The 13,044-nt window shown below is 73.0% G+C and carries 12 protein-coding genes; all 12 read right to left on the bottom strand.

All coding sequences use genetic code 11. The features are described 5' to 3' along the window. Window positions 1-235 precede the first annotated feature (235 nt). The 12 genes from H297_RS0122390 to H297_RS0122335 all read right to left on the bottom strand — a co-directional run bounded on the left by H297_RS0122390 (window position 236) and on the right by H297_RS0122335 (window position 12,567). A complete protein-coding gene (locus H297_RS0122390) occupies window positions 236-640 on the bottom strand; it encodes a YccF domain-containing protein (RefSeq protein ID WP_027738878.1) in 405 nt (134 codons plus the stop codon). Then, window positions 637-1,503 (bottom strand): zinc metalloprotease HtpX, encoded by an 867-nt coding sequence (gene htpX / locus H297_RS0122385; protein WP_027738877.1) that lies wholly within the window; start codon window positions 1,501-1,503, stop codon window positions 637-639. The genes H297_RS0122390 and htpX overlap by 4 nt, the downstream gene beginning before the upstream one ends. A gap of 181 nt (window positions 1,504-1,684) precedes the next feature. Beyond that, on the bottom strand, window positions 1,685-3,292 hold the full coding sequence (locus H297_RS0122380) for an NADH-quinone oxidoreductase subunit N (RefSeq protein ID WP_027738876.1): 1,608 nt from the start codon (window positions 3,290-3,292) through the stop codon (window positions 1,685-1,687). Next, a complete protein-coding gene (locus tag H297_RS0122375; RefSeq protein ID WP_027738875.1) occupies window positions 3,289-4,923 on the bottom strand; it encodes an NADH-quinone oxidoreductase subunit M in 1,635 nt (544 codons plus the stop codon). The genes H297_RS0122380 and H297_RS0122375 overlap by 4 nt, the downstream gene beginning before the upstream one ends. Before the next feature lies 1 nt (window position 4,924). After that, on the bottom strand, window positions 4,925-7,003 hold the full coding sequence (locus H297_RS0122370) for an NADH-quinone oxidoreductase subunit L (RefSeq protein WP_027738874.1): 2,079 nt from the start codon (window positions 7,001-7,003) through the stop codon (window positions 4,925-4,927). Further along, window positions 7,000-7,440, bottom strand: coding sequence for an NADH-quinone oxidoreductase subunit NuoK (nuoK, locus tag H297_RS0122365; RefSeq protein WP_027738873.1), 441 nt, complete (start codon window positions 7,438-7,440; stop codon window positions 7,000-7,002). The genes H297_RS0122370 and nuoK overlap by 4 nt, the downstream gene beginning before the upstream one ends. Next, window positions 7,440-8,174 (bottom strand): NADH-quinone oxidoreductase subunit J, encoded by a 735-nt coding sequence (locus tag H297_RS37860; protein ID WP_078514470.1) that lies wholly within the window; start codon window positions 8,172-8,174, stop codon window positions 7,440-7,442. The genes nuoK and H297_RS37860 overlap by 1 nt, the downstream gene beginning before the upstream one ends. A 23-nt stretch (window positions 8,175-8,197) precedes the next feature. Continuing rightward, window positions 8,198-8,770, bottom strand: coding sequence for a 4Fe-4S binding protein (locus H297_RS37855; protein WP_051352090.1), 573 nt, complete (start codon window positions 8,768-8,770; stop codon window positions 8,198-8,200). 122 nt (window positions 8,771-8,892) lie between these two features. Next, a complete protein-coding gene (locus H297_RS0122350; RefSeq protein WP_486589623.1) occupies window positions 8,893-9,849 on the bottom strand; it encodes a complex I subunit 1/NuoH family protein in 957 nt (318 codons plus the stop codon). Then, window positions 9,849-11,513, bottom strand: a complete 1,665-nt coding sequence (locus H297_RS42890) for an NADH-quinone oxidoreductase subunit C (protein WP_051352084.1) — start codon at window positions 11,511-11,513, stop codon at window positions 9,849-9,851. The genes H297_RS0122350 and H297_RS42890 overlap by 1 nt, the downstream gene beginning before the upstream one ends. Then, on the bottom strand, window positions 11,510-12,205 hold the full coding sequence (locus H297_RS37845; RefSeq protein ID WP_078514460.1) for a NuoB/complex I 20 kDa subunit family protein: 696 nt from the start codon (window positions 12,203-12,205) through the stop codon (window positions 11,510-11,512). The genes H297_RS42890 and H297_RS37845 overlap by 4 nt, the downstream gene beginning before the upstream one ends. Continuing rightward, window positions 12,196-12,567 (bottom strand): NADH-quinone oxidoreductase subunit A, encoded by a 372-nt coding sequence (locus tag H297_RS0122335; RefSeq protein WP_027738871.1) that lies wholly within the window; start codon window positions 12,565-12,567, stop codon window positions 12,196-12,198. The genes H297_RS37845 and H297_RS0122335 overlap by 10 nt, the downstream gene beginning before the upstream one ends. Window positions 12,568-13,044: the final 477 nt, after the last annotated feature.

Raw genomic sequence — 13,044 nt, 5'->3', positions numbered from 1 at the left:
CGGCGAGGGACGTGCCGTTGTCCTCGGTCGCGGTCGGCCGGGGGCGGGCGGGTGAGGAGAGCGGGGAGCGGCGAGTGGTGAGTTCTCCCTCGTCGGCGGGGCGTCGAGGGAGAGGCCGGTCAACGGCGCGGGGTCGAGGACGAGGCACAGGGCGCCTTCGCCGTCGGCTCCGCTCCGCCCCGCGCGTCGAGGACGGCTTCGGGTACGCAGCCGCAGGCAGTGGCGGGGCCGAAGCTCACCAGCGGTAGTGCGGGTAGGCGGCCGGGGTGCCCGTGGGGACGATCTCGCGGCCCAGCGGCATCAGTGAGATGGGCACCATCTTGAAATGGGCGATCCCGAAGGGAATGCCGATGATGCTGACGCACAGGGCCACGCCCAGGGTGATGTGGCCGATGGTGAGCCAGATACCGGCGCATATCAGCCAGATGATGTTGCCGACGCCGGAGGCGGCACCCGCGTCGTGCCGCTGGACGACGGTCCTGCCGAACGGCCAGAGCGCGTACGCCGCGATGCGGAAGCACGCGAGGCCCCACGGGATGGTGATGACGAGCACGCAGCAGACGAGACCGGACAGCACGTAGCCGATGGCCATCCACAGTCCGGACAGGATCAGCCAGATGAGATTGAGAAGGGTCTTCACCCGCGCCAGCCTGCCATCTTCTCCAGCCGAGCGACACGTTCGGCCATCGGTGGATGGGTGGAGAACAGCTTCGTCATGCCGCCCTCGCCCCGCCGGAACGGGTTGGCGATCATCATGTGCCCGGCCGTCTCCAGCCGGGGCTCGGGCGGCAGCGGGAGCTGCGACGTGCCGGCCTCCAGCTTGCGCAGCGCGGAGGCGAGCGCCAGCGGGTCGCCGGTGAGCTGGGCGCCGGAGGCGTCCGCCTCGTACTCGCGGGAGCGGGAGACGGCGAGCTGGATGAGGGAGGCGGCGACCGGGCCCAGCAGCATGATCAGCAGCATGCCGACCAGCCCGGGCCCCTCGTCGTCGTCCGAGCGCCCGAAGGGGATCAGCCAGGCGAAGTTGACCAGGAAGAGCACCACGGAGGCGAGGGCTCCGGCGACGGAGGAGATGAGGATGTCGCGGTTGTAGACGTGGCTGAGCTCGTGCCCGATCACACCGCGCAGCTCGCGCTCGTCGAGCAGGCGCAGGATGCCGTCCGTGCAGCACACGGCCGCGTTGCGCGGGTTGCGGCCGGTCGCGAAGGCGTTGGGTGCCTGGGTGGGCGAGAGATAGAGCCGGGGCATGGGCTGCCGGGCGGCCGTCGACAGCTCACGGACCATGCGGTACAGCTGCGGGGCCTCGAACTCGCTGACCGGCCGGGCGCGCATGGCACGGAGTGCGAGCTTGTCGCTGTTCCAGTACGCGTACGCGTTCGTACCCAGCGCGACCAGCAGGGCGACGACCAGACCTGTCGTGCCGAAGAAGCTCCCGATGACGAGGATGAGAGCGGACAGCCCTCCCAGGAGAAGAGCTGTCCTCAGCCCGTTGTGCCGGCGGTGCACGGTACGCCCTCCAGATGGTGCTCCGGGGCCCTGAGCCGAGCGGACCTTCCGCCCTCAGCGGCCCCGTCCTGTGGACCCTCCCTTTCTCGTCAACGGAGAGCGGTTGTCCTCGGTTCCCCCGCCCGCTGTGGACCCCTTCACGACGGGCCCCTCCACGCCGGGCCCCTGCACGACGGCTTCCTCAGAAGAGGGCGAGGTCGGCGAAGCGGAGGAGGAGCTGGGGAGCGCCGGAGGTGGCCAGGGCGAGCACGCCGGTCAGCGCCACGGTCACCAGCAACGGTGCGGGCACGCGTGCGTGCGTGCAGGCGTGCCCGGCAGCAGGCGCACCCTCTCCTGCCTGCGCACCGGCAGCGGCCGGCTCCGCGGCGGGACGGAAGAGCAGTGCCGTCCAGGTGAGGTAGTAGACGAGAGCGACGACGACGTTCAGGGCCATCACCACGGCCAGCCAGCCCAGCCCGGCATCCACGGCCGCGGAGAAGACCGTGACCTTCGCGAAGAGCCCGACGATGCCCGGCGGCAGTCCGGCCAGGCACAGCAGGAAGAAGGCGAGCGCCGCGGCGGCCCACGGGCGGGTGCGGGCGAGACCGCGGAAGTCGTCGAGCCGGCCGTCACCGCCGGGCTGCCGCTGTGCGGCGACGACAGCGAAGGCGCCCAGGTTCACCACGGCGTACATCAGCGCGTAGGCGACCGTCGCCCCGACGGCGCGGCCGCCGCCCTGTGACTGTCCGGCTGCGGCGATCGGCACCAGCAGGTAGCCGGCCTGTCCGACGGAGGACCAGGCGAGCAGCCGGACCGCCCCGTGGGCGCGGTCCGTCCGCTGCCGCAGGGCGCCCAGGTTGCCGACGGTCATGGTGAGCGCGGCCAGCACCGCCACGACGGGCGCCCAGGCGTGCGCGTACGACGGGAAGGCCCGCACGGCCACCAGGACGAGCCCGGAGAAACCGGCTGCCTTACCGACCACCGACAGGTACGCGGCGACCGGCACGGGCGCGCCCACGTACGTGTCGGGCACCCAGAAGTGGAAGGGCGCGGCGGCGGTCTTGAACGCGAAACCGACCAGGGTCAGGGCGGCGCCTGCCGCGGCGAGCGTGCCCAGTCGGCTGTCGGCCCGGGGCAGCGCCTCGGCGACCACCTCCAGGTGCATGCTGCCGGTGGCCGCGTAGACGAAGCTGACGCCCAGCAGCATCACGGCGGTGGCGGCGACGGACGACAGGAAGAACTTCAGCGCCGCCTCGGACGAGAGCCGCTCCGAGCGCCGTAGCCCCACCAGCGCGAACGCGGGGAGGGAGGCGACCTCCAGGGCGACGACGAGGGTCGCCAGGTCGCGCGCGGCGGGCAGCAGAGCCGCGCCCGCGGCGGAGGACAGCAGGAGGAACCAGTACTCCCCGGCGGGCAGGCGCTCCTGCCGGACAGGCGCCATGGACAGCAGCGCGGTCACGAAGGCGCCACCCAGGACGAGGAGCTGGAGCGAGAGGGCGAAGGGGTCGGCGACGTAGCTGCACGCGTGCGTACCGGAGGTGAGGCAGAAGGTGGAACGGTTCTCGCCGATCAGCGGGACGAGTGCCAGCCCGGCGACGGCGAGGGCGGTGGCGGACAGCGGACCGAGGAGCCCTTTGCGGCGCTCCGGCAGGAACAGGTCGGCCACCAGGACGACCAGTGCGGCGGCAGCCGCGATGGCGGGCGGGGCGACGGCGGCCCAGTCGACGCTCTGCACGAGCGCGTGCGCTGCCTGGGGCGCCGCGCTGCCGACGAGCGTGTGCGCTCCGTGGGTGGCGGTGAGGGCTGTCATCGGGTCACTCCTGGCAGGAGGCTCTGCACGGCCGGGTCGGTCAGCCCCAGGAGGGCCGCGGGCCACAGCCCGGCGAGCACGGTGAGGACCACCAGCGGTGTCCAGGCCGCGAACTCGTGCCCGCGGACGTCGGGCATGCTCGCCGTCCCCGCGGAAGCGGCGGGCCTCGCGGTTCCTGCGGGTTGCGCAGATTCCCCGGACCCCGCGGGTGCGTTCGGGACGCCCATGCACACGCGGCGTACGACGACCAGCAGGTAGGCGGCCGTCAGCAGGGTGCCCAGCGCCCCCAGGGCGAGGAAGACCAGGTACGCGGGCCTGCTGAGTCCTGCCGCGGGGTGGTAGGAGGCCAGCAGGGCGAGCAGTTCGCCCCAGAAGCCCGCCAGGCCGGGCAGCCCCAGTGAGGCGACGGCGCCGAAGGCGAGCAGACCGCCCAGGCGCGGCGCCCTGCCGTAGAGCGCGGCGCCCGTCGTACCCGCGAGCGTGTCGAGGTCACTGGTGCCCGCGCGGTCCTTGAGGGCGCCGACGAGGAAGAACAGCAGCCCGGTGACGAGGCCGTGTGCGATGTTCGCGTAGAGGGCTCCGTTGACGCCTGTGTGGGTGAGGGTGGCGATGCCCAGCAGGACGAAGCCCATGTGTCCGACGGACGAGTACGCGATGAGCCTCTTCAGATCGCCCTTCGCCCCTGAGCGCGCGAGCGCGAGACAGACGAGCGATCCGTAGATGATGCCGACCACGCCGAAGGCCGCCAGGTACGGCGCGAAGGTGTGCGCCCCTTCGGGCACGCCCGCCAGCAGGATCCGTACGAACCCGTAGGTGCCCATTTTCAGCAGCACACCGGCCAGCAGGACGGAGCCCACCGTGGGCGCCGCGGTGTGGGCGTCGGGGAGCCAGGTGTGCAGCGGCCACATGGGGGCCTTGACGGCCAGGCCGAGTCCGATGGCGAGGGCGGCGACCACCTGGACGGTGTGGCTCAGCCCCGCACCGTGCTGCTGGGCGAGCCGCACCATGTCGAAGGTGTGCGCGTTCAGTCCGAGCACGAGCAGCCCGAGCAGCATCACGACGGAGCCGAGCAGCGTGTAGAGGACGAACTTCCACGCGGCCGGCCCCCTGCCCTCGCCGCCCCAGCGGGCGATGAGGAAGTACATCGGGATGAGCACCGTCTCGAACGCCAGGAAGAACAGCACCAGGTCCAGGACGGCGAAGGTGGCGAGCGTGCCGCACTCCAGCAGCAGCAACAGGGCGACGAAGCCCTTCGGGCTCGGCCCGGCCGGCATCTTCTTGTAGCCGTAGACGGCGCACAGGAACGTCAGCAGCGCCGTGAGGACGAGGAGCGGCAGGGAGATGCCGTCGATGCCCAGGTGCAGCCGTACGCCGAGTGCGGGGATCCAGCCGACGTCCGTCTCGGCCTGCATGGTGCCGGGGTGGTCGTGGTCGAATCCGAGCGCCACCAGGACGCTCACCACGAGCACCGCACCGGTGACGGTCACGCCGTGCCGCAGCACCGCCTGGTCGGGACCGCGACCGCGCAGGCCGGGCGGCGCGGGCAGCAGCGCGGCCACCGCGCCCAGCAGCGGCAGGGCGACGACGGCGGCAAGGAGCGCCTGCAGGGCGGTGTCGTCGAGCGGGATCACGTCACGCCCCTCCGTTTCCGGTCGCGGCCACCACGGCGATCACGGCGACCACCAGGGAGCCCGTCAGCAGCGCGCCGAGGTAGGTCTGCACGTTGCCCGTCTGGGCGCGCCGTACGGCCGCGCCGAGGAACTGCGAACCGCGTCCGGCGCCCCGCACGTACGCGTCGACGACTTCGCGGTCCACGAACCGCACCACCCGGGCCGCACCGTTCAGCGGCCGTACCACCAGGGCGCTGCAGAGCGCGTCCAGGTGGAAGCCCGCGGCGGCGTGCCGGTGCAGGGGGCCGAGCAGCAGCACCCCGGGGTCGGCGTCGTACTCGGGGTGGAGCGTGGCCAGGGCGGTGCTGTGACGCCAGGTCGCGTAGGTGACGAGCCCGCCCACCAGGGCCACGCCGGTGGCGAGCACGGAGGTGGTCGGCGTGGGGGTGAGGGTCGCGCCGTCGAACCAGTCGGGCAGGACGAGGAAGCCGAGCCCGAGGGCGAGGGAGGGCACCGCGAGCACCCACAGGACGGCGTTCATGACGAGGGGGACGCGGTGGTGGCCCGCCGTGCCGGGGCGCCCGGGGTGCTGCCCGAGTGCGTGGCCGGACGCCGCCCCGGGGGAGGCGAGTTCCGTCTCGGGCGCCTGCTCCGGCACCCGGTCGGGCACGTGTTCGGCGGCCTTCTCCTCGTCGACCTCCAGCGGCGCCTCGGCCGGGGCGCCCCGGAAGGCCAGCAGCCACAGGCGGACCGCGTATCCGGCGGTCAGCAGCGCGGTGACCAGCCCCGCCACCAGGACGATCCATCCGGCGCTCGCCGGTGCCGCGTGCACCCCCGCGAACGGGGCGTGCGCGCCGCCGAAAGCCGCGTGCTCGGCACCCGCCAGCACGGCTTCCTTGGAGAAGAAGCCGGAGAACGGCGGAATGGCGGCGAGGGCGAGCAGCGCGATGGTCATCGTCCAGTAGGCGTCGGGCGCACGTCTGGCCAGACCGCCGGTCCGTGCCATGACGGTCAGCGAGTTGGTGCCGGCCGCGTGGATGACGACCCCGGCGGCGAGGAAGAGCAGCGCCTTGAACGCGCCGTGGGTGAGCAGGTGGAAGACGGCCGCCCCGCGGTCGGCGACGGCCAGCGCGGCCACCATGTAACCGAGCTGGCTGATCGTCGAGTAGGCGAGCACCCGTTTGATGTCGTCCTGGGCGAGCGCGGCCAGTGCGGAGCCGGCCATCGTCACGGCGGCGACCACCGCGAGGACGGTCAGCGCGGCGGCGGACGCGGCGAACACGGGCAGCAGCCGCGCCACCACGTACACGCCTGCCGCGACCATCGTCGCCGCGTGGATCAGCGCAGAGACGGGCGTCGGGCCGGCCATCGCGTCGGGCAGCCAGGAGTGCAGCGGGAACTGCGCCGACTTGCCCGCCACCCCGGCCAGCAGCAACAGGGCGATCAGGGTGGGGTGCGTCAGTTCGAAACCGGAGAGGGAGGACGTCAGCCGGGTGACGACGGTGCTGATGCGGAAGCTGCCCGCCTCGGAGCCCAGCGCCAGGATGCCGATCAGGAACGGCACGTCACCCAGCTTGGTGACCAGGAACGCCTTGAGGGAGGCGGTCCGCGCCGCCGGGGTCTCCCAGTAGTGCCCGACCAGGAAGTACGAGCACGCGCCCATGACTTCCCAGCCGACCAGCAGCACGATCAGGTCGTCGCTGTAGACGACGAGCAGCATCGCGGCCGTGAAGAGGGAGACGAGCGCCGCGTACGAGGCGTAGCGCGGGTCGTCGCGCAGGTAGCCGGTCGAGTAGAGCTGCACACAGGTGGCGACGACCCCCACCAGGACGGCGACGAGCACGGCGAAACCGTCGAGGTGCAGGGCCAACTGGACCGGCAGCGCGTCGTTGCCGGTCGGCGCCAGCTCCGTCGCGGCCCGCACCGGCGCCCCGCCGCCCTGCCGGGCCGCGACGACGACCGCGAGCGCTGCGGCGGCGAGGGTGGGCAGCACGGCCAGCGGCCGTACGAAGCCGGGGGCGCGGCGGCCCAACAGGATTCCGGCGAGCGCACCGAGCGCGGGAAGAGCGGGGACGAGCGCTGCGAGGGTCACGGTGCTCACGCGGGGCGCCTCCCGGCGGCCGGACCCTGACGTGCCTGGTCAGGGCCCTGATCGGCGTCGTTGTCAGTGGCGGGTGTCAGACTTTTCCTCTCGCGTGAACTGCCGCCGGGGGCGCCGGTGACGGGCCCGTCGTCCTCGTGCAGGTCCCGGAGTCCGTCGATGTCGGAGCTGCCACGGTTGCGGTACACGAGCAGGACGACGGCCAGGCCGATGCCGATCTCGGCCGCGGCGATCGCGATGGTGAAGAGGGTGAGCGCCTGGCCCGCGTGCAGGGTGTCGCGGAGCCAGACGTCGAAGGCGACGAGGTTGAGGTTGACGGCGTTGAGCATCAGCTCGACGGCCATGAGGACGAGGATGGCGTTCCGGCGCGCGAGGACGCCGTAGAGGCCGATGCAGAAGAGGAGGACGGCGAGGACAGCGGGGTAGGCGAGGTGCATCAGCGCTCACCAGCCTTGCCGTCGACGGGGTCCGCCGTGGTGTTTCCGGGGGCGGGGTCGCCCTTGGTGCCGGGCTCGGGGGCGGGGCCGCCCCTCGTGCCGGGGCCGGGGGGCGGGTTGCCTCCGGCGGTGGTGGTGGAGTCCGCCAGGTCGGCGGTGGCGGCCTGGTGGCGACGGGAGAGCACGACGGCGCCGACCAGCGCCGCGAGGAGCAGGACGGAGAGCGCCTCGAAGGGCAGCACCCAGTGCCGGAAGAGGGCCGTGCCGGTCACCTCGGTCGAACCGCTGCCGGGGCCGGCGGGCGCCTCCAGGTCGATCCACGTGGTGCGGAAGGCGTCCACGACGACGGTGACGAGGGTGGCCGCCGCCGCGAGGGAGACGGCGAGCGCCACCCAGCGGTTGCCCGAGTCGGCATCGGGCGAGCGTCCGATGGGCGCCCGGGTCAGCATGAGGCCGAACAGGAGGAGAACGACGACGGAACCGACATAGATCAGCACCTGTACCCAGGCGATGAACTCAGCGGTCAGCAGGAGGTATTCGACGGCGATCCCGCCCAGCGCGACCACCAGCCACAGCGCAGCGTGCACGAGCTGCTTGGTGGCGACGGTCACCAGGGCGGCCCCGAGCGTGACGAGCCCGACAAGAACGAAGACGATCTCCGCTCCCGCCGGGGACAGGAAGCCCGGGTGCCCGGCGGCGTGCGCCTGTGCCTGTGCCTGTGCCTGTGCGGACAGGGCCTGCGCGGCCACGGCGGCGTTCACGCGTCACCGCCCTGCGGCCCGGCGGTGTCCCGGCCCGTCGCCGCGTCGGGGCCGGTCTCCTGGGCGGGCTGCTCGCGGTGAGCGGCGAGGCGGTCGGCCTCGGCCGTCTGTGCGGCCTTGTCGGCCGCCTTGCGGGCGGCTGCCAGCTCCTTGGCCTCCTCGGCGCCCTCCTCCAGCGGAGGCGGCTCGGGCACGGTCCACATCCACGCGCGGAGCTTGTCCCGCTCGTGGGTGAGCTCCCGGATGTCGGTCTCCGCGTACTCGAACTCGGGCGACCAGAACAGCGCGTCGAAAGGACACACCTCGATGCAGATACCGCAGTACATGCACAGGGCGAAGTCGATGGCGAACCGGTCCAGTACGTTGCGGCTGCGCTCACGGCCACCCGGCGCGGCGGGGGGCACCGTCTCCTTGTGGGAGTCGATGTAGATGCACCAGTCGGGGCACTCCCGGGCGCAGAGCATGCAGACGGTGCAGTTCTCCTCGAACAGCCCGATGACGCCCCGGCTGCGCGGCGGCAGATCGGGCTGCACGTCCGGATAGTGCTCGGTGACCGACCTCCGGGTCATCGTCCGGAGGGTGACGGCCAGGCCCTTGGCCAACCCGGAGCCGAAGACCCCGCGCGAGGAGCTGCCCGGCTTCTCGGGGACGGGCCCCTCGACGGGGCGCTCGGGGGGTGTGGAGGACACGGCTACATCACCACCTTGACGACACCGGTGAGGGCGATCTGGAAGAGAGCGAGGGGAACGAGCGCGGTCCAGGCCAGCCGCTGGATCTGGTCCTCGCGCAGCCGCGGGTAGCTGACCCGCAGCCAGATCACGCCGAAGGCGAGCACGCCCGTCTTCAGCAGCATCCACAGCCAGCCCAGCCCGCCGGCGGACGGACCGTGCCAGCCGCCGAGGAAGAGCACGGCGGTGAGCGCCGAGAGAACGACGATGCCCGCGTACTCAGCGAGGAGGAAGAGTGCGAACCGCAGCCCCGTGTACTCGGTGTACGCACCGAAGATGATCTCCGAGTCGGCGATCGGCGCGTCGAACGGCGGTCGCTGGAGCTCCGCGAGGCCCGCCGTGAAGAAGACGACCGCGCCGACGAGTTGCCACGGCAGCCACCACCACTCCCACACGCCGAGGATCCCCGGCAGGGAGAGGGTGCCCGCAGCCATGGCGACGGACGCCGCGGCCAGCAGCATCGGCAGCTCGTACGCCATGAGCTGGGCCGCGGTGCGCAGGCCGCCCAGCAGGGAGAACTTGTTGGCCGACGCCCAGCCGCCCATCAGCGAACCGAGGATGCCGACGCCCATCACCGCCAGCACGAAGAAGACGCCGGCGTCCAGCGCCTGGCCCACTCCCCCGTCCGGCGCGACGGGGATCGCGACCAGCACCAGGAGGTAGGGGATGAGGGCGAGAGCGGGCGCCAGTTGGAAGACGCGGCGGTCGGCCCCGTCGGGCACCACGTCTTCCTTCTGGGCGAACTTCACGCCGTCCGCCACGAGCTGCGCCCAGCCGTGGAAGCCACCCGCGTACATCGGGCCGACCCGGCCCTGCATGTGGGCCATGACCTTGTGCTCGATCTGACCCACCAGCAGCGGCAGGAGGAGGAAGGCGAGGAAGACGGCGGCGATCCGGACGGTCACATCGAGGGCGTCCATCAGGATCCGTCCTCTCTGCGGTCGGGAGCGTCCTGCTGCGGCTCGGGCTGTTGCGGGTCGGACTGTTGTTGCTCACTTCGCCCCTGGTCGGGCTGCCGCTGTCCGGGCTGCTGCTTCTCGGGCCGCTCCCCCTCGGGCCGTACCTCCTCGGGTTGCTCCTGTCCGGTCCGACGTGTCGTCGACGGCCTGCCCGCGGGGGCACTGCCCGGGGCGGGTTCCGCCTCGTCGCCGCCGGCCGGTCGGGCGTGGTGCCAGGGCGCGTCCGCGGAGCGGGGCGGTTCGCCGGGGCCGGACGTGGGGGCCGACTCGGGTGCGGAGCCCTTTTCCGGCGCGGTCTCCCTCTCCGGAGCGGGCTCCGCCTCCGGTGCGGGGCTCGCCTCCTCCGCGGCCCGCCTTCCCGTGGTCTGCTCGCCCACGGACGACCCGGTCGCGGGAACCTCGGCCGCAGTGCGCTCATCCGCAGGTGCCTCGGCCGCAGTGCGCCCTTCCGCGGGTGCCTCGGCCGCGGCCTGCTCGCCCGTAGGTGACTCACCCGCAGGTGCCCCGGCCGCAGCGGACTTACCCGCAGACGACCCGGTCGCGGGAGCCTCGGCCGCAGTGCGCCCTCCCGCAGGTGCCTCGGCCGCAGTGCGCTCATCCGCGGGTGCCTCGGCCGCGGCCTGCTCCCCCGTAGATGGCTCACCCGCAGGTGACCCAGCCGCAGCGGACTTACCCGCAGACGACCCGTTCGCGGGAGCCTCGGCCGCAGTGCGCCCTCCCGCAGGTGCCTCAGCCGCAGTGCGCTCATCCGCAGGTGCCTCGGCCGCGGCCTGCTCGCCCGCGGGTGGTTGCTCCGTGGGGGGCTCGGGGGTGGTGCGTTGGGACGCCGAGCCGCTGCTCGCGGAGCGGGCGCGGCGGGGCCTGCGCGGGGCGTCCCGGGCGTCGGAGGCGTCCTCCGCCTGCTCCGCCGGTGCCGGGGAGGCCGGCTGCTGGGAGGCCGACCCGGCCCCTGCGCTGCGCGTGCGGCGCGGGGTGTCGCCCGTCCCGCGTGCCCCTCGGCGGGGGCGTTCACGGGTGGGGGCCGGGGGGAGCTGTCCCTTGAGGGGGCCCCACTCGTTGGGATCGGGCACGCCGGGCGGCAGCATCTGGCGGCGCTTGGGGCCGCCGTGCCCCGACTCGCCGGGTTCCTTGGCGCCGGGCCAGGACTTGGCGACCCGCGCGGCGAGGACGAAGTCCTTGCGCAGCGGATTCCCCTCGAAGGTGTCCGGCAGCAGCAGCGGCGCGAGCTGCGGATGGCCGGGGAAGTCGACGCCGAACATCTCGTGGGTCTCCCGCTCGTGCCAGGCCGCACCGGCGTACACCCCGGTGGCGGTCGGCAGGGCGGGCGCCTCGTGCGGGACCGTCGTCCGCAGGAGCAGCCCGCGCACCCCGGCGCCGGGCAGGTGGAGGGCGGCCACATGGGCGCAGACCCGCAGTCCGGTGCCGGGCTCGTCCACGGCGCTGAGCCAGTCGAAGAAGGTGCAGCCCAGTGCGTCGCGGGCGGCGGTCAGCGCGGGGATCCAGTGGTCGGCGGGTACGTCGACGGTGAGCAGGCCGTACGCCTCGTCGGCTGTGGCGCCCGCGCCGAACAGGTCCTCGGCGGGGCGGGGCAGCCAGCCGGGGTGGCCGGGCGGTTCTTCGGTCACCGTTCGCCCTCCTCGGGGTTCCGCGTCTCCTCCCCGAGGGCTGCCGTGCCGCGCCCGGGGCTGTGCGCCTCCCGCTCGGAGGCCGGCGCCGGGGCGGCCGGTCCGGCGGGCGGGGCCACCAGGTCGCTGGTGAGCGCCGCGGCGGAGGGCGGGGCGGTGCGGGCGTAGCGGTCGGCGACGGACTCGGCGGCGATCTTCTCCTGGAGTTTGAGCACGCCTTGGAGCAGCGCCTCGGGGCGGGGCGGGCAGCCGGGCACGTAGACGTCGACGGGGATGATCTGGTCGACGCCCTTGGTGACCGAGTACGAGTCCCAGTAGGGGCCGCCGCAGTTGGAGCAGGCGCCGAAGGAGATGACGTACTTGGGCTCCGGCATCTGCTCGTACAGCCGTTTGACGGCGGGCGCCATCTTGTCGGTGACGGTGCCGGACACCACCATCAGATCGGCCTGCCGTGGCCCGGGGGCGAAGGGGATGACGCCGAGCCGGATGAAGTCGTGCCGCGCCATGGAGGCGGCGATGAACTCGATGGCACAGCAGGCCAGGCCGAAGTTGAAGACCCACAGGCTGTAGCGGCGGCCCCAGTTGAGGACCACCTTCATCGGCTCGGGCGCCAGCCGCGAGAGCAGGCCCAGCCGGGTACGGCCCTCGGAGCTCGGCGGCTGTGCGGGGCTCGGGGAGTGCGTTACGTCCATTCCAGGACGCCCTTCTTGTACGCGTACAGCAGGCCGACGGCCAGGAAGCCGATGAAGACGAACATCTCCGCGAGGGTGAGGCCACCGAAGCCGGGTGCGGCGAAGACCGTCGCCCAGGGGAAGAGGAAGACCGAGTCGACGGCGAAGACGACGTACAGGAACGCGTAGACGTAGTAGCGGACCTGGGTGTGTGCCCAGCCGTCACCGACCGGGTCGACGCCGCACTCGTACGTCAGCATCTTCTCTCGCGTGGGCACCACGGGGCGCAGCAGCCGGCCTGCCGCGAAGGCCACGCCGACGAAGAGCACACCGACGACGGCGACCAGCCCGACGACCGAGTAGCCGTGGAAGTAGTCCGGCACCTGTCCCGTCCTGTGTCGGTGTCTGCGTTCGAGGATCTGTACGCAGGGAGTGTAGGCCCTGCCGCAACCGGTCAGGGCAGCCCCGTCACACTCCGGGACGGGCCTGCGCGCCGGGCCCTGTACGAGGGGCGGCGGCCGACCGGATGACCGGGGCCGCGCCGAGGCGCGGCCGGTCGACGGGGGCGTTCGACGAGGCGGGACCGTTCGACGGGCGAGGTCCTTCCGGATGCGGGACTTCCCCTTACGGGGATCACCCGGCCCTCCGCACCGCTGCGCCGCGAGCCGCCTTTGGGGAGTTCCGCCATCGCGGGGGAGCTCGTGGCCGTCCCGGGCCGTCGAGGAGCACGCGGGCACCATCTTCGGGAAGGGCTGGATCCGCCCCGGGGTGACGCGGATCACTGCTGGAGGCAGCCGGTACCGCACTGCCGGGACGCGTCGGGCTCCGCGGCGCCTGGAAGCGGCACTGCCAGGGGTTTC

It is taken from the genome of Streptomyces sp. CNT360, from assembly GCF_000424785.1.
This window is presented reverse-complemented; position numbering and strand designations above follow the sequence as displayed.

Coding starts and splice junctions, on each gene's coding strand:
- H297_RS0122380 (WP_027738876.1), bottom strand. CDS start 3,292: ATGACAGCCCTCACCGCCACCCACGGAGCGCACACGCTCGTCGGCAGC.
- nuoK (WP_027738873.1), bottom strand. CDS start 7,440: ATGCACCTCGCCTACCCCGCTGTCCTCGCCGTCCTCCTCTTCTGCATC.
- H297_RS37855 (WP_051352090.1), bottom strand. CDS start 8,770: ATGACCCGGAGGTCGGTCACCGAGCACTATCCGGACGTGCAGCCCGAT.
- H297_RS0122350 (WP_486589623.1), bottom strand. CDS start 9,849: ATGGACGCCCTCGATGTGACCGTCCGGATCGCCGCCGTCTTCCTCGCC.
- H297_RS37845 (WP_078514460.1), bottom strand. CDS start 12,205: ATGGACGTAACGCACTCCCCGAGCCCCGCACAGCCGCCGAGCTCCGAG.